Raw genomic sequence first — 20,938 nt, 5'->3', positions numbered from 1 at the left:
CTCACACCTCGGGCTTCGGGGCCGGGGAACGGGTCGCGGCGTTCTCGATGTGCATCCGCAGCGACGCCTCGACGGAGTCGTCGGTCGGCTCGTCGTCGCCGTCGACCTCTCGCAGCACGAGCATCGATCCGGCCTCGAGCTGCACGTTCGCCGCGGCGCTCAGCGGATCGGCGTGGGTGAGCCCGCCCGACGTGTCGACCGCGGCTTCCCAGATGGCGCCGTGCCTGGCATCCGGAAGCACGACGTCGACCGGCTCGTCGCCACTGTTGAAGTACACCAGGAAGTTCACGTCGTACACGGGCCGGCCCTGTCGGTCCTTCTCGCGGATGCCGCGGCCGTTGAGGAACATGCCGATCGACAGCCCGAAGCCCGACTCCCAGTCCTCCGGCTGCATCGTGCGCCCGTCCGGGCGCAGCCACTCGATGTCGGGCACCGGCGAGCCCTCTTCGGTGCGCACCGGCTTGCCGTCGAAGAACCGGCTGCGCCGGAACGTCGGGTGCAGAGCGCGCAGCCGGGTGAGCGCCGCGGTGAACTCGATGAGCGGCAGATCGGCCGCCTCCCAATCGATCCACGTGATCTCGTTGTCCTGCGCGTAGCCGTTGTTGTTGCCGTCCTGAGTGCGACCCAGTTCGTCGCCGTGGGAGATCATCGGCACGCCCTGAGACAGCAGCAGCGTCGCCAGCATGTTGCGCTGACGCATCGCGCGGCGGCGGTTCACACCGGGATCGTCGGTGTGCCCCTCCACGCCCAGGTTGTCGGAGCGGTTGTGCGATTCGCCGTCGTTGTTGTCTTCGCCGTTGGCCTCGTTGTGCTTCTCGGCGTAGCTGACCAGATCGCGCAGCGTGAAGCCGTCGTGGGCGGTGATGAAGTTGACGGATGCCACGGGCCGGCGCCCCGAGTGCTCGTAGAGGTCGGCGGATCCGGTCAGGCGCGAGGCGAACTCGCCCAGCGCCTGCGGCTCGCCGCGCCAGAAGTCGCGGACCGTGTCACGGTACTTGCCGTTCCACTCCGACCACTGCGGCGGGAAGTTGCCCACCTGGTAGCCCCCGGGGCCGATGTCCCACGGCTCGGCGATCAGCTTGACCTGCGACACCACCGGGTCCTGCTGCACCAGCTCGAAGAAGGTCGCCAGACGGTCGACGTCGTAGAACTCCCTCGCGAGGGTCGAGGCGAGATCGAACCGGAACCCGTCGACGTGCATCTCGGTGACCCAGTACCGCAGCGAGTCCATGATCAGCTGCAGCGCGTGCGGGTTGCCGACGTTGAGGCTGTTGCCCGTGCCCGTGTAATCGGTGTAGTACCGGCGATCCTTTTCCAGACGGTAGTAGGCCTCGTTGTCGATGCCGCGCATCGACAGGGTGGGCCCGAGGTGATTGCCCTCGGCGGTGTGGTTGTAGACCACATCGAGGATGACCTCGATGCCCGCGGCGTGCAGCGCGCGCACCATCGCCTTGAACTCCTGCACCTGCTGGCCGTGCTCGCCGCTCGACGAGTAGGTGTTCTGCGGTGCGAAGAACGACAGGGTGTTGTAGCCCCAGTAGTTCGACAGCCCCTTGTCCTGCAGGGTGCTGTCGTTCACGAACTGATGCACCGGCATGAGCTCGATCGCGGTCACGCCGAGGCGCGTGAGGTGGTCGATGATGGCCGGGTGGGCGACGCCGGCGTAGGTGCCGCGCAGCTCTTCCGGCACGTCGGGGTGGCGGATGCTGAGCCCCTTGACATGCGCCTCGTAGATGACCGTCTGCGCGTAAGGGGTCTTCGGCAGGCGGTCGCCGCCCCATTCGAAGAACGGATTGATCACGACGCTCTTCGGCGTGCTGGCCGCCGAGTCGTCTTCGTTGTGCGAGTCCGGGTCGCCGAAGTCGTAGGAGAACGGCGCCTGACCCCACTCGACCTGACCGGCGACAGCCTTCGCGTACGGGTCGAGCAGCAGTTTGCTGGGGTTGAACCGCTTGCCGTTCGCCGGGTCGTACGGCCCGTGCACGCGGTAGCCGTACAGCTGACCGGGCTGCACCGAGGGCAGGTACCCGTGCCACACGTACGCGTCCACCTCGACGAGGTCGACACACGTCTCTTCGCCGTCATCGTCGAACAGGCACAGCTCGACCCGCTCGGCGCGCTCGCTGAACAGCGCGAAGTTCGTGCCCTGACCGTCGAAGGTCGCGCCGAGAGGATGGGCGGATCCCGGCCACACGTCGACGGTCATGCCGCCGAACGCCCGTGGTCGTGCGAGCCGCCGGAGTGCGGTGCGGCTTCGCGCACGCGGCGCACGGCCTGCTCGAAGTCGAAGACCTGCGCCACTTCGATCGCCTTCGGGTAGGGGTGGCCCGAATAGCAGATGAACAGGGGCGGGATCACCTCGACGTAGCCGACGGGGCCGTCGTCGAAAACCTCGTAGCGATCGATGTCGACGAGCTCGTACGCGGGCTCGGACGGAGCCGGCGTGTCGGCGGCCACCGCCGGCTCGGTCGGCGCCGCCGGCTCGGCGGCCTGCGACGGCGTGGTGGGCTCGGCGGGCTGAGGGATCGCCCGTCCGGTGGATCTGGTTGCGGCAGACATGAGGACTCCTGTCTCGACTGCCTTCCGGCGAAGCGCCTCGAGGTCATTGCTGTCGAGGCGAACCTACGGCGGTGACGGCTGCGACGCTACGGGGTTGTCACATGGCGGAGTTCGGGGTAACAGAGCGGCTCCGCCACTAGGAGGTCTGGCTGTCGTCGTTCTCGCGGTCGGGCTCCGGCTCCGGCTCCGGTTCCGGTTCCGGCTCCGGCTCCGGCTCCGGCTCCGGCTCCGGCTCCGGCTCGAGCATGCCGAGGATGCGCTGCAGATGCATCGCGCTGAGCACGCCGGGGCCCGCAACGGCATCCGTTTCGACCGACCGCGTGTGCACGGCGCGCAGCAGGGCATCGACCTCTTCCGATGCCCTGGCGTGCAGCCGCGCGACGTCCTCCTGCGCACCGCCGAGAAGTTCGGCGACCGCCTGACAGGCGGCGGCGAGGGGATCGACCAGTTCGGGATCGAGGGGGAACGCCGAAGGGCGGTCGCGGATCGTGTCGCTGAGACAGCCTGAGACATCGCGGATCTGATGCGCCACCTCGACGAGCACCTCCAGTCGGGCGTGCTCGTCGCTCGTGTCCGCCCGACCGTGCCACGCGCGCGGGTTGCCGCGCCGGCTCTCGTCGGCCTCGGCCAGCGCATCGCGCAACGAGCGGCTGGTCTCCGCCAGCGCTCCGGCATCCTCCATCCATCCCGCGCGCTCCGGAGGCCACGTCTCGGTCAGCGCGGCGGCGATATCGTCGAGATGGGCCGCCAGCCGCTGCTGGAAGGCATCGATGCGGGCGGCCGCGTCCGAGACCAGTGGCGCCGGCGGGATGATCGCGTTCACCAGAAGCCCGACGACCACGCCCACGGCGGTCTGAGTGACGTAGCCGAAGGAGTAGTCCTCGGCATCCGCTCCGCCGATGATCAGCTCGAACAGCGCCGCCATCGGGATGTACTCGCGTCCGGCGCCGAACCAGCCCGTGCCCGAGACGATCACGCCTACGCCCACCACCGCGGCGATCGACCACACGCTCGGTCCGACGGTCATCAGCACCAGCGTGGCCAGCGCGATGCCCGCCCCCAGACCGAGGAGCGTCTGCAGGCCGGTCTTCGCCGACGACATCAGCGTTGGGTACATGCTGATCAGCGCGCCGAACGGTGCGTAGTAGGGGTACTCGTCCGCGACGCCGGGCATGTGCGGCGCGATGGTCCATGCGATGCCGACCGCGAGGGCGGTCTTCGCCGCGAAGAGCAGCCGGGCGGGGCTGACCGCGCCGCGCGCCGCCGTTCCGATGCCTGCGCCTCGCAGGCGGATCGGTCTTCTCATTCGCACTCTTCTCGATCACTCCCTGTCGGTTACAGCCTGTGCCGTGTCCGCGACCGCGTCCGCGTCCGGCGCGACGATGACCGGCATGTCGTGCGGTACAGCCTGGCATCCGGATACGTGCGCGGCGGCATCGGCGCGCTGACCGGGGGCAGCCCGAGATAGGGTCTGCCCATGGGGGTGAACGGCGAGACGGGGTGGATTCGGCGCAGGCATCCGGTCTGCGCCGTGAGTGCGAACGACGACGCACCCGAGCGCAGCGACCGGTGGCCGACGACCATCCCGGCGGTCGCGCAGCTGCTGCGCGACGGGATGCGGTTCTCGCCCGGTGTGACGTTTCTCGTCGGCGAGAACGGCAGCGGCAAGTCGACGATCGTGGAGGGCATCGCGCTGGCGTACGGGCTGTCGCCCGAGGGCGGGTCGCGTTACGCCCGTCACAGCACTCGACCCACCGAGTCGCCGCTGTCGGACTGGCTGCGGCTCGAGCGCGGCATCGGCGCGAGTCAGTGGGGGTTCTTCCTGCGTGCCGAGACGATGCACTCGTTCTACACTTACCTCGAGCAGAACCCGTCTTCGGGTCCGGACGCGTCCTTCCACGAGATGAGTCATGGCGAGTCGTTCCTCGCCCTTCTCGACACTCGATTCGATTCGCCCGGGTTCTACTGCCTCGACGAGCCCGAGGCCGCGCTGTCGTTCGCCTCGACCCTCACTCTGATCTCGGTGCTGAGGCGCATCGCCGATGATGGCGGGCAGGTACTCTGCGCCACGCACTCTCCGGTGCTCGCGTCGCTGCCGGGCGCGACGATCCTCGAGGTCGGCGAGTGGGGTCTGCGCGAGACGACGTGGGAGGAGCTCGAGCTGGTGCGGCACTGGCGGTCGTTCCTCGGCGATCCGGATCGCTACCTGCGGCATCTGCTCGACTGAGTGCACGCCGGCTGCTGCGGGACTGAGTACACGCCGGCTGCTGCGGGTCTGAGTGCAGCGCGGCTGCTGCGGGACTGAATGCACGGCGGCTACTGCGGGTCTGAGTGCAGCCCGGCTGCTGCTGGTCGATGCGCGACAGGCGTCATCCGGCATCGTCGTCTCGGCGATCCTGCGAGAATGGAGAACCCGACGACCCGAGGAGCCCTCGTGCTGTACATCTCCACCCGCGGCGGCATGCAGCCGCAGCCGTTCAGTGAGACGCTGCTCGAGGGCCTCGCGCCCGACGGCGGGCTGGCGGTGCCCGAGCAGCTGCCGCAGGTCGACGCCGAGACGCTCGAGCGCTGGCGCGCCCTCACCTACCCGCAGCTCGCGACCGAGGTGCTTTCGCTGTTCGCGACCGACATCCCCCGCGAAGACCTCGCGCGCATGACGGCGGCGGCCTACGCCGGCTTCCCGGATGCGGTCGTGCCGCTGCGCTCGATCGGCGGCGGTCTCACGATCGTCGGCCTCTCCGAGGGACCGACGCTGGCGTTCAAGGACATGGCGATGCAGTTCCTCGGCCAGGTGCTCGAGTACGTGCTCGAGAAGAAGGACCGTGTGCTAAACATCGTCGGTGCGACCTCGGGCGACACCGGCTCGGCGGCAGAGCACGCCTTGCGCGGCAAGGAGCGCGTGTCGGTGTTCATGCTCTCGCCCCAGGGGCGGATGAGCTCGTTCCAGCGAGCTCAGATGTATTCGCTGCAGGACGAGAATGTGCACAACATCGCGGTCGACGGGGTGTTCGACGACTGCCAGAACCTCGTGAAGAAGCTCGCAGGCGACCTCGAGTTCAAGCAGGCGCAGAACCTCGGCGCCGTCAACTCGATCAACCTCGGCCGCATCGCGGCCCAGGTCGTCTACTACTTCTGGGCGTGGCTTCGGGTGACGGATGCAGTCGAACCGGAGTTCCGTGAGGGTTTCGAGGTCTCGTTCACCGTGCCGTCGGGCAACTTCGGCAACATCCTCTCTGGCTTCTTCGCAAAGGGCATGGGCGTGCCGATCCGCCGCCTCGTGCTCGCCGCGAACGAGAACAACGTGCTCGACGAGTTCTTCCGCACCGGCGTCTACCGCCCGCGCTCGGCCGCCGACACGCACGCCACATCGAGCCCGTCGATGGACATCTCGAAGGCGTCGAACCTGGAGCGGTTCATCTTCGACCTCGTCGGCCGCGACGCGGCTCGGGTCGTCGCGGCGTGGGATGCCCTCGACGCCGTCGGCGCGATCGACTTCTCGGCCGAGCGGGAGCGTTTCGAGGGCGAGTTCGGCATCGTCAGCGGCACGTCGACGCACGCCGACCGGCTCGCCACGATCCGCTCGGTGTACGACGAGACCGGCGACATCATCGACCCGCACACCGCCGACGGCGTGAAGGTGGCACGAGAGTACGTCGAACCGGAGGTGCCGATGCTCGTGCTCGAGACGGCGAAACCCGAGAAGTTCGCCGAGACGATCACCGAGGCGATCGGCGTCGAGCTGGAGTTCTCGCCCGAGCTGCGCGAGATGATGGCCGCTCCGCAGCGGGTGACCGAGATGGCCGATGACGAGCAGGCGCTGCGCGCCTTCGTCGCGGAGCACGCGCTGCGCTGACCCGCTGGGCAGTCCGCTGCGCAGAGTGATCCTGCAAGTTCCGCCACGCATCGTGCTCTCGGCGACGGTGCAGGACAAACGTGGGGCTTCGCTAGGCGTCGATCGGATGCGGCCCGCCCGCTCGGGGGCCTATATCGTCTGTCAAGCGGCGAGGACAGGCCCGGTGATGCGTGATTGATAGGTAACCGACCAGAGCTCCGCAGGGCTGGGCGACTGCGACCGGCAACGCCCCGATGGTCGCCGCCTGGCCGACGACGGGGAGGACCAGCCCGTGCCCTGCGAACTGGTCGAGGACTGCTCGCAGCCGTGTCTCGTCGTTTTGGAGCGCCCTGTCGAACAGCCGTTTCCCGGTCCGGTCGAGATCGACGGCGTGGTGCTTGCCCTTGCCGTCGTCGAGACCGCTGAAAACATCGACGTCGTCGTATCTGTCGATGCTGGTGACCGCTTCATCCTCCGCTTCATCCGCGACGGCGTCCACCAGGCGGCTCGTCTCGGCCTCCACGTTATGAACGGCCTCGAGCATGCTCGGGTCCAGCCCCTTATCAGCGATCACACACCGCCAACCAGGCCCGGTGACAACACCCCGGCTCATCATGAACAGGGGGCAGCAATCGTGCCGGGCCCGGCAGGCCGTCACCGCCCAGCATTCTCGCTCGGCGGGGCACGAAGAAAGCAACGGGGCTGAATGCCTGTCGCAGATGGTCCAACTGCCCGCCGCCTCGGTCAAAGTGGAGTAGCACGAACTCGAGCTGTTCGACGCGTTCGTGTGGCTGCTCGCTGACCAGTATCCGCTTGTGCGGGAACCCCACCCTTGAGCGGTAGCGATCTCAACCTGCACGGCTCACCGCGTCCCGCTTGACGCAGATGGGTGCATCCGCGCTGGTCGGTGAGAGGTCCGTCTTCTCCTGCCATTGCACGTCGCATAATTCAGATCGTCGTGGACCCCTGGTCGTCGCCCGCCTAGAACCGATCGTGACCCGCTTGGACTCGCGGCTGCCTTCACCGCGCTTCTGCCCAGCGCCTCGTGGTGGCCAGTTTGAGGAACTTCGTCGAGATCGCGCCGCTCCGCGAACGTGATCGCAGACCGCACCCTCCCATCCTGATTGCGCAACTCCTCGGAGGGTTGACGGGGTGAATTTCTTAACTATACTTCAGGTGAGCACTGAATCCACGGGAGGACTGCATCCATGGCGAACGTTAGCACTGAAGCTCCCCCTGAGTTGGGGGTGAGCGTCATCCTGGAGACGATCGGCAGTCGAGTGCGCGAGATGCGCAAGGCGAAGGGCCTCACTCTCGCGGACCTGGCTCGGGCCACAAGCCTGAGTACTGCGATCGTCAGTCAGATCGAGCGGGGTCTCGCGAACCCGTCGTTCTCCACACTGGTGCAGCTGGCGCACGGCTTGAACGTCCCCGTGGGGAGGCTGTTCCCCGACGAGGAGGAGAGCCGGTCGCCGGTCGTCCGCAAGAACGCCCGCCGTGACCTCAAAGGGCAGGCGCCGGAGTCGGCAAGCGATGACACCGTCTTCGAACTGCTGACGCCGAACCTCTCCGGAAGTCTCGAGGCCATCTGGGTCGTCACGCCACCCGGCTCGACGACCGAGGGCACCCCGTTCAAACACGGTGGCGAGGAGTTCGTGATCGTGATCTCCGGCAAGAAGGACGTCTACCTCAACGGAGAACGCTACGTCCTCGAAGCAGGCGATTCGATCACCTACAACTCGTCCATACCGCATTGGTTCGCCAACAGCTCCGACGAACCGTGCGCCTCCATTTCCGTCATCACACCCCCTACCTGGTAACACCGGAAGCCACAACACCGCGCCGACCTGAAGTGTCGGACACAGACGCGCAGTACGACGAGCCGAGAGTGCCGGCACCTCGACGATCGTGCTGCTCACCGACCCCACAAGCCGGGTGCGCTGGTCGCGCCCGAATCTCAATGAGGAGACACGCATGTCCACCCCGATGTTCACCGATCTCTCGCGACGCAACCTGCTGAAGGGCACGGGTGTCGCGCTCGGCAGTCTGCTGCTCGGCAACGCACTTCTCACCGGATGCTCTTCCCCTGGAGGCGGTCCGGCCGGGGCGGGCGCAAAGGGCGCCACCCCGCTCAGCATGCAGCTGGGCTGGCTGCTCAACTCGGGCCAGATGGGTGAGGCGATCGCCCTGCAGAAGGGCTACTACGACGACATCGGCCTGCAGTTCAAGATCAAGCAGGGCGGTCCGAGCATCGACGGCATCGCTCTGGTCGCCGCCGGAGAGTCGCAGATCGGACAGATCTCGTCCAGCCCTTCGCTGATGCTGGCCCGGTCCCAGGGAATCCCGATCAAGGCCTTCGGCGTCGGCGTGCAGGAGCATCCGTACGCGTGGATCTCCAAGAGTGACAGTCCGATCGAGTCCCCGGACGACCTGATCGGCAAGACCGTCGGAGGTCCTGCGACGAGTGAGATCCTCTTCAAGGCGTTCCTCGCGGCGAACAAGATCGATCCGGAGAAGGTCGAGTACGTCGCGACGGGTGACACCATCGCTCCGCTGCTGACCGGTCAGGTCGACGCCTTCGGCACGTGGCTGAACTCCAAGTCACAGCGTCGCGAACTCGGGGAGGACTTCGTCTCCATGCCGCTCGCGAAGTTCGGCGTCCCGCTGTACGCGTACATCTACTACACCACCGACGAGGTGCTCGAGAAGAACCCCGAGATCGTCGAGCACTACATGGAGGCGACGGCCAAGGGCTGGACCTACGTGCGGGACAACATCGACGAGGCCGCGAAGGCGATGGTGCAGATGTCTCCCGAGGTCAAGCTCGACGACATCAAGGATGACGGCGGTGCACTGATGGACTACATCTTCAGCGCCGACACCAAGACCGACGGCTGGGGCACGATGAAGAAGGAAGTCTGGCAGACGCAGATCGACCTCTGGGACGAGCTCGGCCAGTTCAACTCCGCGCCTCCGAAGGTCGAGGACGTCGCCACCTGGCAGATCCTCGACGCGACCGCGGACGTGCGTCCGAAGGCGAGCTGAGACATGTCGAACGTGAAGACCATGGAACCGATCCTCATCGAGGGCGTCGGAATCACCTTCGACACCGCCGGTGGTCCGGTCACCGCTCTGGAGGGAGTGTCCGTTCAGCTCGAGGCCGGCAGCTTCACTTCGCTGCTCGGTCCGTCGGGCTGCGGCAAGTCGACGCTGCTGCGGATCATCTCCGATCTGCTGACCCCTACTGCCGGAACGGTCACGGTGCTCGGCCAGACCCCTCAGAGCGCTCGCGAGGGCAGGGACCTCGGCTTCGTCTTCCAGGATGCCGCCCTGCTGCCCTGGCGCAATGCGATCGAGAACGTGCTGCTGCCACTGGAGATCGGTCCGGGCAAGGCCACCGGCGAGGACCGCGATCGTGCGCAGGAGCTGCTCGCGCTGGTGGGACTCGGCGGACGGGCCGAGGCGCTGCCTTCCCAGCTCTCCGGCGGTCAGCGCCAGCGGGTCTCGATCGCCCGCGCCCTGATCACCCGCCCGAAGGTCCTGCTCATGGACGAACCGTTCGGTGCCCTCGACGAGATCACGCGTGACCGCCTCAACGAGGAGCTTCTGAGCATCTGGAAGCTCACCGGAACCACCATCGTGTTCGTCACTCACAGCATCGCGGAGGCGGTGTTCCTCTCCCAGCGGGTGGTCGTGATGTCCGCCCAGCCGGGCCGGATCAGTCAGGTGCACGATATCGATCTGCCTGGCGACCGCTCCCGCGCCGTGCGGACGCTCCCCGAGTTCGGCGAATACGAGGCGCTGCTGCGCCAGGCACTGGAAGGTGCGTGAAGAATGTCCACGACAACCGAGGCAATCGCCCTCTCATCCGCGGCGAAGACCAAGTCCAAGAAGTCCCCGCTGCGCAGGATGGGGCCTCCGATCCTTGCGGTGCTCGTCCTTCTCGTCGTCTGGCAGCTCATCTGCGTGATCTTCCAGATCCCGTACTACATCATCCCCACGCCCGTGGAGGTCGCCGGTGCGTTCGTGGAGAAGCTGCCGTCGCTGACGACGAACATGTGGCCCACCGCCTTCGAGGCGCTGCTGGGCTTCCTCGTCGGCAACAGCGTCGCAGTGCTGCTGGCCGTCCTGTTCGTGCACTGGCGCGCGGCGGAAGAGGCACTGATGCCGGTCGCGGTGTTCATCCAGACCATTCCCATTGTCGCCATCGCGCCAGTGCTGGTGCTCATGCTCGGAACCGGCTACGCCCCTAAGGTCGTGATCGCAGCGCTGATCTCGTTCTTCCCGACACTGGTGAACATGGTCAAGGGACTCAAGGCCGTCGATCGTGAGCACCTGGAGCTGTTCCGCCTGCTGTCGGCTTCCCGCAGCGAGACGTTCTGGAAGCTGCGGGTCTTCGCGTCTGTGCCTTTCCTGTTCTCATCGCTGCGGATCACCGCGACCACTTCGGTCATCGGAGCGATCGTTGCCGAGTGGATCGGCGCGCAGGAAGGACTGGGCTACCTGATCATCCAGGCGACCTACAACTTCGACACCCCGTTCCTCTACGCGACGATGATCATGGCCTCCCTGGTAGCCGTGGTGTTCTTCACCATCATCACCGTGCTCGAGCGTCTGATCGTGACCTGGACCCCCGACTCCAAGATGTGAGGCTGCGCGCCACGGTCCCGCTGAGCGGGACCGTGGCGCAGTCCTCGGAAGGAGGCCGCGATGACGCAGCCGCTCGCCGGCACCGTCGTGCTGGATTTCACGCAGGTCATGATGGGCCCGATCGCGACCCAGACCCTGGGCGACTACGGCGCGGACGTCATCAAGGTCGAGCGTCCTGGCGCGGGGGACCTGTCGCGGCGTGGCGTGCTGGCGCAGCAGGGCATGGACAATCCTGTCTTCCTCGCCCTGAACCGCAACAAGCGCGGCATAGCGCTGGATCTCAGCTCGGATGCCGGCCGGGAGGTCGCGGAGTCCCTGATCGCCCGTGCGGACGTGGTGGTGAGCAACTTCCGTCCCGGCGTGATGGAGCGTCTGGGTCTCGGCTACGACGACGCCCGAAGGATCAATCCGCGCATCATCTGGGCTGCCGGATCCGGCTTCGGCCCATCCGGCCCCTATGCCCATAAGGGTGGGCAGGATGTGCTCGGTCAGGCCTACTCGGGGGTCATGAAGCGTACGCCCGATCCTGACGCGCCGGTGTCCGTGTACGCCACCGCGATCGCCGACTACACCGCCGGGCAGCATCTCGTGCAGGGCATCCTGCTGGCGCTGCTGCAGCGGGAGCGCACAGGAGAGGGGCAGAAGGTCGAGGTCAGCCTGTACAACTCGATGCTCGCCATGCAGGCGCAGGAAGCGACCGCGCGGCTGATGCATGACGTCGAGTTGAACTGGGCGATGATGCCGTTGACCGGCTGCTTCCCGACGCTCGACTCGGAGCTCGTGATCATCGGGGCTTTCAAGGAGAACCCTCTGCAGCGCATCTGTGCCGCACTGGAGCTGCCCGACCTGTCGGCCGACAAGCGCTTCGCGGACTTGGACGGTCAGCGGGAGAATCGAGGTGAACTGCGCCGTGTCATCGCTGATCGACTGCGTGAGAGAACGACCGCATACTGGCTCGCCGCCCTGGAGGAGCAGGACGTTCTGTGCGGACCGGTGCTCACCCTCGCCGAGGCCCTGGCGGGCGAGCAGACCGAGGTCAACCGCATGCTGCTCGAGTTCCCGGATTCCGACGGCAGGGTCGTCCGCACCGTGGCATCCCCGATCCGGATGTCCGCTGCGCCGCCTGAGGTGCGCACCGCGCCCCCGCAGCTGGGGGAGCACTCCCACCAGATCTTGAGAGACGCCGGCTATTCGCCGGAGCAGATCCGCGCGCTCGTCGCCCGCGGAGTGGTTCAGTAGCAGCCGCCTGACCGGCGGCACGGAGAAGAGAAGAGGTGCCGTCATGACGTACGTGATCGGCGAGGCCTGTGTCGATGTCCGCGATCTCTCCTGCATCCAGGTGTGCCCGGTGGACTGCATCTACGTGGGCGCACGCACGCTCTACATCCATCCGTCGGAGTGCATCGACTGCGGGGCCTGCGAGTCCGTGTGCCCGGTCGAGGCGATCACCTTCAGCGAGGACGCGGAAGGTGACGACGAGCAGTACATCAGCATCGCGGAGGAGGTGTTCGCGCCCATCGGCTCTCCCGGGGGCGCTGACGATTTCGGACCTGTCGAGGATCACCCGTATGTGGCAGCCCTACCGCAGCGGATGGGCACCGATGCTTGACTTAGTTAATAAATTCAATATGCTAAATACAGCTTGACGGTCCCAGTCAGAGAAGAAGGGGAGACCAATGAATACCAGCGAACTCGCGATCACCTCCGATGAAGTGCGGGCGCCGATCGCCTCTCGCTCGGATGTCCTCGTCGTCGGGGGAGGGCCGGCCGGAACGGCCGCCGCCGTCACCGCCGCCCGAACCGGCGCATCCGTGACCCTGCTGGAGCGGTACTCATCGCTCGGCGGACTCGCGTCGGGTGGGATGGTCCTCGTCCTCGACGACATGATCAACGGCCAGGAGATCACGGTCACCGGCATCGTCTCCGAGTACGTCGAGCGCCTGCAGAAGCTCGGGCTCGCCGTCGTCCCCCCGAAGGAGGACCGCCGGGCCTCCGAAGAGCTGTGGAACAAGTGGAACCGCTACGGAACCTACGACTTCCACAGCAAGGCTCACCCGAAGCCGATCGTGTACGCCGCCGCGTTCGACCCGGACGGCTGGAAGCGGGTCTCCAACGACCTGGTCCGCGAGTCGGGCGTGCGGCTGTTCCTGCACTCCTGGTTCGCCCGCCCGATCGTCGACGACGGCGTCATCAAGGGCGTCATCGCCGAGACCAAGTCCGGCCCGCAGGTGCACCTGGCCGATGTGGTAATCGACACCACCGGCGACATCGACGTCGCCTCGCGTGCGGGTGCCGACTACATCCAGGGCAGCTACATCACCACCCTGGTCTTCCGCCTCGGCGGCATCGACGTGCGCCGCGCGGAAGAGTTCGAGCAGGCCGATCCGAAGGCTGCTCGCGCGCTCAACCGTCAAGCCAAGCGCATCCTCGGCGGAGCCTGGGAGCACTGGTGGCTGAAGACGCCGCTGGACGGAATCATCTGGTGCAACGCGCCGCACATGAACGGCTTCGACGGTACGAACCCGGAATCGCTGACGGAAGCAGACTTCTCCGCCCGTGAACGCATCGCCGCCGTCGTGGACTACGTCCGTGAGAACATGCCTGGGTTCGAGAACGCGTTCGTGGTCGACACCGCACCCCAGATCGGCGTGCGTCAGACCCGGCTGCTGCAGGGCGAGTACGTGATGACCAAGGAGGATGTGGTTCAGCGCCGGCACTTCCAGGACTCCGTCGCCCGCGGGCGGGACTACTACTACCCGTACCGTTCACTGGTGCCCAAGAACGTCGATCAGCTGCTGGTCGCCGGGCGGCACTACTCCGCGACCTCCGACGCGCAGAAGACCTCGCGCGAGATCCCGCCCTGCATGGCGATGGGGCAGGCGGTCGCGCTCGCCGGGGTGCTCTCCCTGCAGCAGAAGGTGCGGGTGCGTGACGTCGACGCCACCGACATCCAGCGGCTGATGCGCGAGCACAACGCAGACCCGGGTGACATCCCCTCGGCCAACGCGACCATCGACGAGCTCTCAGCGGTCTCTGTTGACAACAAGGAGGCGATCCAGGTATGATCACCCCGGTCCAGCTCTCCGACTCCACGCAGGCACTGCCCCTGTCGGGGGTGCGCGTCATCGACTTCACCCAGGTGTTCATGGGGCCCAGCTGCACGCAGCTGCTGGGCGACTTCGGCGCCGATGTGATCAAGGTCGAGCGTCCCGAGCATGGCGACATCTCCCGCAATTCGGTGCCGGACCGCGACGGTCAGGACAATCCGATCTTCCTCTCCATCAACCGAAACAAGCGCAGCATCGCGATGGACACGAAGTCGGAGATGGGCCGTGATGCGCTGCGCGCACTCATCGCCGAGTCCGACGTGGTCGTCAGCAACTTCCGCGCGGGGGTGATGGAGCGCATGGGCTTCGGGTACGACGAGCTCAGAGAGCTGAACCCGCGCATCATCTGGGCGTCGGGAACCGGCTTCGGACCCACCGGCCCGCACGCATCCGAAGGTGGTCAGGACGTCGTCATCCAGGCCTACTCCGGTGTGCTCTGGCGCCGGTCGTCCGACGACGTCCCGCTGACGATCTACCCGACCACGCTGTGCGACTACACGACCGGGATGCACCTCTTCCAGGGCATCCTGCTCGCCCTGCGGTCCCGCGACGTGAACGGGGTCGGCCAGAAGGTCGAGGTCGCGATGTACGACTCCATGCTGCACATGCAGATGCAGGAGGCGAGCATGCACCTCAACCGCGGTCGCGAGATCAACTGGGCGCGTATGCCGCTGAGCGGCGTGTTCCCCACCCTCGACTCCGCCGTCTGCATCGTTGGCGGCTTCACGACCGAGCCGCTGCGCAAGATCTGCGAAGCACTCGAGGTCGGCGAGGACCTGACGCTGCGCCCCGACTTCGCCGACTTCGACGCGCAGACCGCCAACCGCGCGGCGCTGCAGGAGATCTTCGCTGAGAGGATCGCCACGAACACCACCGAGTACTGGACGGATCGGCTCGAAGCCGTCGGCATCCTCAATGCTCCGGTGCGCACCATGGCCGAGGCCCTCGACGATGAGCAGACCGCCGTCAACGGGATGATCGTCGAAGCCGAGCATCCCGTCGCGGGCACGGTGAAGATGCTGGGCACACCGATCCACCTCTCCGGCACACCGGCCACGGTTCGCCGGGTCGGACCGCGACTGGGTGAGCACAACGAGGAGGTGCTCGCGGAGTTCGGATTCGACGAGAAGCGGATCCGCGAACTCATCGAGACGGGAGCACTGCGATGACGAGCAGGGAATGGGAAGCGGGCGTCCGGCTCGACATCGACGAACGCGGTGTGGCGACGGTCACCATCGATAGGCCTGACGTGCGCAACGCCGTCGATCAGCGCACGCACGACGCGCTGAACGAGGTGTGGGCACTGATGGAGAATTCGTCCGACGTGCGCGTCGTGGTCGTCACCGGTGCCGGTGATCGCGCTTTCTGCGCGGGCGCTGACATGTCGGCGGCGGCAGTGGACAAGACCGGGCTGGAGTACTGGGCGGGCCTGGATCCCAACGGCTTCGGCGGGATCAGTCTGCGCCGCACGCTGCTCGTGCCGATCATCGCTCGCGTGAACGGATACGCGGTCGGCGGGGGGATGGAGATCGCCCTCGGGGCGGACATCATCGTCGCCGCGGAGCACGCGAAGTTCGGTCTCACCGAGCCTCGCGTCGGCAGGCTCGCTCTCGACGGGGGCATCCACCAACTCGTGCGCAGGGTGCCGCACCAGCTGGCCATGGGCATGCTGCTCACCGGACGGATCGTCCCCGCGCAGGAGGCGTACCGGATGGGTCTGGCCAATGAGGTCGTTCCCATGGACGAACTGGACGACGCGGTGGAGCGCTGGATCGCCGATCTGCTCGCCAGTTCGCCCAGCTCGATCCGCGCCATGAAGCAGATGGTGGCCGAGACCGGACATCTCACGGCGCGCGAGGCCAGGGGCATGCGTCTTCCCGCACTCATCGATGCCCTCGATGGTGAAGACGCACGTGAGGGCGTCGAAGCGTTCCAGCAGAAGCGCGCGCCGCAATGGACAGGCCGATGACCGCGGGGGTGCGCGAACCGCGCGCAGCTCTCGAAACCGGAGTCTGGGGTGTGGTGGCCACGCCGTTCACGGACGACGCGTCCTCAGTCGACGAACCGAGCCTGGCGAGGCTGGTGCAGTTCAGCCAGACCGCTGGTGTGCGCGGCCTGACCGTGCTCGGAGTGTTCGGTGAGGCGGCATCGCTGACCGAACAGGAGCGCGAGCGGACACTGCGAGTGGTGGTCGAGAACACGGAGCTGCCCATCGTCGTGGGCATCACCTCGCTCGACACCGGCGAGGTCATCCGCGAGATCCAGAGTGCCATGGCCATGACCGGACCGCGCTTCCGCGCAGCGATGGTGCAGGTCAACTCCGCCGACGCCGACGAAGTCGCCCGCCATCTCGAGGCGATCGTGGCGGCAACCGACGTGCCGGTCGTGCTGCAGGACTACCCCCGAGCCAGCGGAGTCAACATCAGCGCCGAAGGACTCCAAACCGTCCTCCACGCGGTTCCGGCGATCGTCGCAGTCAAGGCGGAAGCGCCGCCCACGTCGCCCGCCGTGGCGAGGATCCTTTCCGGCGGGACGACGGCGTCGGTCTTCGGGGGTCTCGGGGGTCAGGGTCTCTTGGACGAACTCGTGAGCGGCGCCGCAGGCGCGATGACCGGGTTCTCCTTTCCGGAGGGCCTGGTCAGGACGATCGACGCCTGGCATGAGGGTGGCTTCGCGGCTGCATCGCATGCCCTGCTGCCGTACCTTCCGCTGATCAACTTCGAGCAGCAGGTCGGGATCGCCTTGGGTATCCGCAAGGAGCTGTTGCGGCGTCGCGGACTCATCACGAGTGCGGCGGTGCGCTCGCCGGCCACTCCCTTCCCCGCCGCCCTGAGCGCACATGCGGCGCACCATCTCGAGCTGGTCGCGGAACTGCAGGAGGCCTGATCGTGGATCTCGGGCTTCAGGGGCGCACTGCGCTCGTCCTGGCATCCACCGGCGGTCTCGGACGAGCGACAGCAGAGGCGCTGGGCCGCGAAGGCGCGAATGTCATCGTGACGGGTCGGCGGGCCGATGCGGCCGAGGAGGTCGCCGCCGGTCTGCCGTCGGCGATCGGCGTCGCCCTCGACATCCGCGAAGCCCGATCGCGCCAGAGTGCGGTACGCAGTGCGGAGGATCGGTTCGGCCCCATCGATGTGCTCGTGATAAACGGTCCGGGACCGAAGACCCAGACAGCAGCAGCCCTGTCGGCGGACGAAGCCGGTGCCGCGTTCGACGATCTCGTCAGGCCCGGCGTCGACCTGATCTCGCAGGTGCTGCCGGGCATGCGCGAACGTCAGTGGGGGCGCATGCTGGCGATCGGATCCTCCGGGGTCGTCGCGCCGCTCGCCGGCCTGGTGACCTCGAACCTCGGGAGGGCCGCCCTGGCCGGGTATCTGAAGACACTGGCCGGGGAGGTCGCCTCTGACGGCGTCACCGTCAACCTGCTGCTGCCCGGTCGCATTGCGACTGCGCGTGTGGACGGACTGGACCGTGCCAGCGCCGACCGGCAGGGGCTGGATGTCGACGATGTGCGCCGACGATCGACGGCTCTCATCCCGGCGGGCCGGTACGGACAGCCGGACGAGTTCGGCGCGATGGCCGCCGTTCTCTGCAGCAGTATCGCCTCATATGTCACCGGTGCGGCCATCCGCTGCGACGGCGGACTCGTGCAGGCACTCTGAGACTCCACGGAAGGATGTAGACGGATGGCACAGACAGCAACGGCCCAGCACCTGATCGGGGGCGAGTTCCTCGGGGACGCGGACAAGGAGCGGGAGAATCCCGCCCGCCCCGGTGAGATCGCCGTGAGATACCCGAGCGGCACGGCGGGCGAGGCGGATGCCGCAGTCGCCGCGGCCGTGGATGCTCAGCCCGCGTGGGCTGCGCTTCCGACGCCCGCGCGCGGTGCGATCCTGCTGCGCGCCGCGGAGATCCTGCACAGCAGGCAGGCCGACATCGCGGGCGATCTCGTGCGCGAGGAGGGCAAGACCATCGCCGAAGCCACCGGGGAGGTCGGACGTGCGATCGGCGTGTTCCAGTTCTTCGGGGCTGCCGGCTGGTCCGCCACGGGGGCCACCTTCGACAGCGCCCTGGCGGACACCACCGTGCAGACCAGGCGGCAGCCGCTCGGCGTCGTGGGTCTCATCACGCCCTGGAACTTCCCCATCGCGATCCCCGCCTGGAAGACGGCGCCGGCGCTCATCAGCGGCAACTCGGTCGTGATCAAGCCCGCCGAGCTCACCCCGATGTCGGTGACCCATCTGGCCCGGGCGCTTCAGGATGCGGGGCTCCCGGCCGGTGTCTTCAACGTGGTGCATGGCCCGGGTCGGGTAGTCGGGCAGTTCCTCGCCGATGATCCCCGGATCGCCGGGCTCTCCTTCACGGGGTCCACTGCGGTCGGACTCGGCCTGCAGACGACACTGAATGCCCGCCGGGCGCGTGCTCAGCTCGAAATGGGTGGGAAGAACGCCGTTCTCGTGCTCGACGATGCCGACCCGCGTCGCGCGGCGGCGGTCGTCGCCGCAGGAGCGTTCTCACTCACCGGACAGGCGTGCACCGCGACGTCGAGGGTGTACGTGACACCTGGCATCCGCGCCGCGTTCCTGCGTGAGCTCGCGGAGGCGGCGGCGAGGTTCGCACCCGGCGACGGGCTGGATCCGGCCACCAGCATGGGCGTGGTCGTGAGCCGCCCTCAGCTGGAGCAGGATGCGGCTGCCGTCGAAGCAGCGGTGTCGGCAGGGGCGACGTTGCACCACGGCACCGGGACCCCTGACGGTCTCGCCTTCGGTCCGGTCGTCGCGACCGATGTCGCGCACGCTTCGCCCCTGGCATCCGAGGAGATCTTCGGGCCGATCGTCGCGGTCATCGACGTCGACGACTACGAGTCCGGCCTGGCTGCCGTCAATGACACGCCGTACGGGCTCACCGCCGGCATCTGCACGACGAGTCTCGCGCATGCGACCGACTTCGCCGGTCGGGTGCAGGCAGGCGTGGTCAAGGTGAACCGTCCGACGTCCGGCCTGGATCTGCACGTGCCGTTCGGGGGGATCAAGGAATCGTCCTCGAACACATTTCGTGAACAGGGCCACACGGCCACGCAGTTCTACACTTGGGAGAAGACGGTTTACGTCGGCATCGACCGGTGAGCGACGCATCCCGGTCAGGCTCAGGCCCGATCGGGTTGTGCGTGCGCGGAGCGGATGCCCGCTCCGGACGATCGTTCCGAAGGGGCGACTGAAACCCGGCGGCAGGGGATGTGGCTTAGACGTCACCACCGGCGGGTCGCGGATGATCTCGCAGCGGTGCGCGCTGACGCGCGGATGTCGAGGCCGTCGTCGACTGATTCAGGACCCGGAGTCGATCGAGAGCATCCAGGCGACGCCGAACCGGTCGACGAGCATGCCGAACTCGCCGCCCCACGGGGCAGCACCGAGCGGCGCGGTCGCCGCGCCGCCGTCGAGCAGCCCGTCCCAGATCGCGCGCAGGCGGTCGACCTCGTCGCCGGTGATCGAGATGGAGACGCCCTGCGGTTGCTGGTGCTCCATGTGCGCCGGCGTGTCGGAGGCCATCAGGATCACGCCGTCGTCGGTGGTGAGCTGGCCGTGCAGGACGAGTTCGCTCTCGCTCGGGTCCTGAGGCAGGTCGGGCATCGAGCCGAACGTCATGATCTGCAGCTCGCCGGCGAGCACGTCGCGGTAGCGCTTGAGAGCCTCGCGGGCGTTGTCGCGGAACGAGATGTACGGGTTGAGAATGGGCATGGTTCACCTCTCACAGGCGGATGCCGGACGCCCCGGCGCCGACAAGTCTTCGCCGCACCACCGACATCCGCAACGGGTCGTGGCGTCGTCAGCGATCGCGGTGGTCTTCGCGGCGAGGCGGACGCCGCGGCGCGGCTTCAGCCCGGCGTGCGGCGCGCGCCGACATCCGTCCCGGCGCGCCGGGGTGGCGGGAGGGATCCCGTGCGCCCTTCTGCTTTTCGCGAGATCTCCTGCGCTTCGCGCGGCGGTGGGGCAGCGCGATCAGTGCGGGGCGTGGTATTCCGCCTCGTCGCGCTTCCAGTAGCCCTTCACAACAGCCTTCGACACGTCGACGCCCCAGCGGGCGAGCAGTGCGCGGCCCGGCTTGACGATCTGCTGCTCGGCGGCGATGAACACGAAGGGGTCGGCGCCCACGGCATCCGTCTCGTCGAGGGTGTCGAGGAAGGCGATCAGCGATGAGCCCGCCAGCGCGTTGCCGCGATGCAGCCACTCGACGGCGACCGGCGCGTCGATCTCGACCTGGTCGGCATCCGAGACGACCTCGACGACGATGCGTGCCGGCGCATCGGCGGGGATCATCGCCGCGAACCGCCGGATCGCCGGGATCGCGGTCTCGTCGCCGACCAGCAGCCAGGAGCCGGGCGTACCGGTCAGCACCGCAGAGCCGCGCGGTCCGCCGACGCCGACGAACGAGCCGATCGGAGCGGACGCCGCCCACCGGGCGCCCACGCCCTCGCCCCCGTGCACGGCGAATTCGACGTCGAGCCAGTCCTCACCCCACGCGAGCGGGGTGTACTCGCGGCTCGGCGAGGCGCGCAGCTCGTCAATCGAATCGGTCGGTTCGGATGCGAAGAACAGGCGCATGTGGTCGTCGGCGCCGAGCGACGTGAAGTCGGCGAGCTGGTCGCCGGCCAGCCGGACGCGCACGTAGCCGGGGGCGAGCCACTCGCGCGATGCGAGAGCCGCGGCACGGAACCGCAGATCGAGTCCCTGGCGTTCGATCGAGAAACCGGATTTCACATCGCTCATAAAGTAAGGCTAACCTAAGTCGC

At 67.5% G+C, this 20,938-nt stretch carries 20 protein-coding genes; 14 read left to right on the top strand and 6 right to left on the bottom strand.

Annotated elements, in window-relative coordinates; genetic code table 11:
* Position 1 precedes the first annotated feature (1 nt).
* The 3 genes from glgX to V2S05_RS11900 form a co-directional block, all read right to left on the bottom strand.
* Complete coding sequence (gene glgX, locus V2S05_RS11910; RefSeq protein ID WP_413635580.1) at positions 2-2,206, bottom strand: glycogen debranching protein GlgX; 2,205 nt, start codon at positions 2,204-2,206, stop codon at positions 2-4.
* Positions 2,203-2,559 carry a hypothetical protein gene (locus tag V2S05_RS11905; RefSeq protein WP_413635578.1) on the bottom strand — a complete coding sequence of 119 codons (357 nt, stop codon included), beginning with the start codon at positions 2,557-2,559 and terminating at the stop codon, positions 2,203-2,205. Before V2S05_RS11905 ends, glgX begins: the two co-directional genes overlap by 4 nt.
* 136 nt (positions 2,560-2,695) lie before the next feature.
* Positions 2,696-3,865: an FUSC family protein gene (locus tag V2S05_RS11900; protein WP_413635576.1), complete on the bottom strand. Its 1,170-nt coding sequence runs from the start codon at positions 3,863-3,865 to the stop codon at positions 2,696-2,698.
* Positions 3,866-4,036: 171 nt separating this feature from the next.
* On the opposite strand from V2S05_RS11900, the gene V2S05_RS11895 reads away from it, so the two are divergent.
* Both V2S05_RS11895 and thrC read left to right on the top strand, forming a co-directional pair.
* A complete protein-coding gene (locus V2S05_RS11895; protein WP_413635575.1) occupies positions 4,037-4,786 on the top strand; it encodes an AAA family ATPase in 750 nt (249 codons plus the stop codon).
* 207 nt (positions 4,787-4,993) lie between these two features.
* Positions 4,994-6,412: a threonine synthase gene (gene thrC, locus V2S05_RS11890; RefSeq protein WP_413635934.1), complete on the top strand. Its 1,419-nt coding sequence runs from the start codon at positions 4,994-4,996 to the stop codon at positions 6,410-6,412.
* 91 nt (positions 6,413-6,503) lie between these two features.
* On the opposite strand, the gene V2S05_RS11885 is transcribed toward thrC, so the two are convergent.
* Positions 6,504-6,845 carry an IS110 family transposase gene (locus V2S05_RS11885; protein ID WP_413635932.1) on the bottom strand — a complete coding sequence of 114 codons (342 nt, stop codon included), beginning with the start codon at positions 6,843-6,845 and terminating at the stop codon, positions 6,504-6,506.
* A gap of 793 nt (positions 6,846-7,638) precedes the next feature.
* Here V2S05_RS11885 and V2S05_RS11880 point away from each other — a divergent pair.
* The 12 genes from V2S05_RS11880 to V2S05_RS11825 all read left to right on the top strand — a co-directional run bounded on the left by V2S05_RS11880 (position 7,639) and on the right by V2S05_RS11825 (position 19,274).
* Complete coding sequence (locus V2S05_RS11880) at positions 7,639-8,211, top strand: helix-turn-helix domain-containing protein (protein WP_413635574.1); 573 nt, start codon at positions 7,639-7,641, stop codon at positions 8,209-8,211.
* Positions 8,212-8,365: 154 nt separating this feature from the next.
* Positions 8,366-9,436, top strand: coding sequence for an ABC transporter substrate-binding protein (locus V2S05_RS11875; protein ID WP_413635573.1), 1,071 nt, complete (start codon positions 8,366-8,368; stop codon positions 9,434-9,436).
* A 3-nt stretch (positions 9,437-9,439) separates the two neighbouring features.
* On the top strand, positions 9,440-10,222 hold the full coding sequence (locus V2S05_RS11870) for an ABC transporter ATP-binding protein (RefSeq protein WP_413635572.1): 783 nt from the start codon (positions 9,440-9,442) through the stop codon (positions 10,220-10,222).
* Positions 10,223-10,225: 3 nt separating this feature from the next.
* On the top strand, positions 10,226-11,041 hold the full coding sequence (locus tag V2S05_RS11865; RefSeq protein WP_413635571.1) for an ABC transporter permease: 816 nt from the start codon (positions 10,226-10,228) through the stop codon (positions 11,039-11,041).
* A gap of 60 nt (positions 11,042-11,101) precedes the next feature.
* Complete coding sequence (locus tag V2S05_RS11860; protein WP_413635570.1) at positions 11,102-12,280, top strand: CaiB/BaiF CoA transferase family protein; 1,179 nt, start codon at positions 11,102-11,104, stop codon at positions 12,278-12,280.
* A 43-nt stretch (positions 12,281-12,323) separates the two neighbouring features.
* Positions 12,324-12,650: a ferredoxin gene (fdxA, locus tag V2S05_RS11855; RefSeq protein ID WP_413635569.1), complete on the top strand. Its 327-nt coding sequence runs from the start codon at positions 12,324-12,326 to the stop codon at positions 12,648-12,650.
* 67 nt (positions 12,651-12,717) lie between these two features.
* On the top strand, positions 12,718-14,106 hold the full coding sequence (locus V2S05_RS11850) for an FAD-dependent oxidoreductase (protein ID WP_413635568.1): 1,389 nt from the start codon (positions 12,718-12,720) through the stop codon (positions 14,104-14,106).
* Complete coding sequence (locus tag V2S05_RS11845; RefSeq protein ID WP_413635567.1) at positions 14,103-15,317, top strand: CaiB/BaiF CoA transferase family protein; 1,215 nt, start codon at positions 14,103-14,105, stop codon at positions 15,315-15,317. Before V2S05_RS11850 ends, V2S05_RS11845 begins: the two co-directional genes overlap by 4 nt.
* Positions 15,314-16,117, top strand: a complete 804-nt coding sequence (locus V2S05_RS11840) for an enoyl-CoA hydratase-related protein (RefSeq protein WP_413635566.1) — start codon at positions 15,314-15,316, stop codon at positions 16,115-16,117. Before V2S05_RS11845 ends, V2S05_RS11840 begins: the two co-directional genes overlap by 4 nt.
* Positions 16,114-17,034 carry a dihydrodipicolinate synthase family protein gene (locus V2S05_RS11835; RefSeq protein ID WP_413635565.1) on the top strand — a complete coding sequence of 307 codons (921 nt, stop codon included), beginning with the start codon at positions 16,114-16,116 and terminating at the stop codon, positions 17,032-17,034. Before V2S05_RS11840 ends, V2S05_RS11835 begins: the two co-directional genes overlap by 4 nt.
* A 2-nt stretch (positions 17,035-17,036) precedes the next feature.
* Positions 17,037-17,810 (top strand): SDR family oxidoreductase, encoded by a 774-nt coding sequence (locus V2S05_RS11830; RefSeq protein ID WP_413635563.1) that lies wholly within the window; start codon positions 17,037-17,039, stop codon positions 17,808-17,810.
* A 24-nt stretch (positions 17,811-17,834) separates the two neighbouring features.
* A complete protein-coding gene (locus V2S05_RS11825) occupies positions 17,835-19,274 on the top strand; it encodes an aldehyde dehydrogenase family protein (protein ID WP_413635562.1) in 1,440 nt (479 codons plus the stop codon).
* A 198-nt stretch (positions 19,275-19,472) separates the two neighbouring features.
* On the opposite strand, the gene V2S05_RS11820 is transcribed toward V2S05_RS11825, so the two are convergent.
* The gene (locus V2S05_RS11820; RefSeq protein WP_413635561.1) at positions 19,473-19,886 is read right to left on the bottom strand and encodes a VOC family protein; all 414 of its coding nucleotides are present in this window, start codon (positions 19,884-19,886) and stop codon (positions 19,473-19,475) included.
* 261 nt (positions 19,887-20,147) lie between these two features.
* Positions 20,148-20,915, bottom strand: coding sequence for a siderophore-interacting protein (locus tag V2S05_RS11815; protein WP_413635560.1), 768 nt, complete (start codon positions 20,913-20,915; stop codon positions 20,148-20,150).
* Positions 20,916-20,938: the final 23 nt, after the last annotated feature.

Origin of the sequence: Microbacterium sp. OR16, assembly GCF_047306725.1 — a bacterium.
In the GTDB taxonomy this organism is placed as follows: Bacteria; Actinomycetota; Actinomycetes; order Actinomycetales; family Microbacteriaceae; genus Microbacterium.
Note: the sequence above shows the minus strand (reverse complement) of the source record. Positions and strands in the feature narration are given on the sequence as shown.

Excerpts from the sequence above, each read along its gene's own strand:
- glgX (WP_413635580.1), bottom strand. The coding sequence starts at position 2,206 with ATGACCGTCGACGTGTGGCCGGGATCCGCCCATCCTCTCGGCGCGACC.
- V2S05_RS11905 (WP_413635578.1), bottom strand. The coding sequence starts at position 2,559 with ATGTCTGCCGCAACCAGATCCACCGGACGGGCGATCCCTCAGCCCGCC.
- V2S05_RS11900 (WP_413635576.1), bottom strand. The coding sequence starts at position 3,865 with ATGAGAAGACCGATCCGCCTGCGAGGCGCAGGCATCGGAACGGCGGCG.
- V2S05_RS11895 (WP_413635575.1), top strand. The coding sequence starts at position 4,037 with ATGGGGGTGAACGGCGAGACGGGGTGGATTCGGCGCAGGCATCCGGTC.
- V2S05_RS11875 (WP_413635573.1), top strand. The coding sequence starts at position 8,366 with ATGTCCACCCCGATGTTCACCGATCTCTCGCGACGCAACCTGCTGAAG.
- V2S05_RS11870 (WP_413635572.1), top strand. The coding sequence starts at position 9,440 with ATGTCGAACGTGAAGACCATGGAACCGATCCTCATCGAGGGCGTCGGA.
- V2S05_RS11865 (WP_413635571.1), top strand. The coding sequence starts at position 10,226 with ATGTCCACGACAACCGAGGCAATCGCCCTCTCATCCGCGGCGAAGACC.
- V2S05_RS11860 (WP_413635570.1), top strand. The coding sequence starts at position 11,102 with ATGACGCAGCCGCTCGCCGGCACCGTCGTGCTGGATTTCACGCAGGTC.
- fdxA (WP_413635569.1), top strand. The coding sequence starts at position 12,324 with ATGACGTACGTGATCGGCGAGGCCTGTGTCGATGTCCGCGATCTCTCC.
- V2S05_RS11850 (WP_413635568.1), top strand. The coding sequence starts at position 12,718 with ATGAATACCAGCGAACTCGCGATCACCTCCGATGAAGTGCGGGCGCCG.
- V2S05_RS11845 (WP_413635567.1), top strand. The coding sequence starts at position 14,103 with ATGATCACCCCGGTCCAGCTCTCCGACTCCACGCAGGCACTGCCCCTG.
- V2S05_RS11840 (WP_413635566.1), top strand. The coding sequence starts at position 15,314 with ATGACGAGCAGGGAATGGGAAGCGGGCGTCCGGCTCGACATCGACGAA.
- V2S05_RS11835 (WP_413635565.1), top strand. The coding sequence starts at position 16,114 with ATGACCGCGGGGGTGCGCGAACCGCGCGCAGCTCTCGAAACCGGAGTC.
- V2S05_RS11825 (WP_413635562.1), top strand. The coding sequence starts at position 17,835 with ATGGCACAGACAGCAACGGCCCAGCACCTGATCGGGGGCGAGTTCCTC.
- V2S05_RS11820 (WP_413635561.1), bottom strand. The coding sequence starts at position 19,886 with ATGCCCATTCTCAACCCGTACATCTCGTTCCGCGACAACGCCCGCGAG.
- V2S05_RS11815 (WP_413635560.1), bottom strand. The coding sequence starts at position 20,915 with ATGAGCGATGTGAAATCCGGTTTCTCGATCGAACGCCAGGGACTCGAT.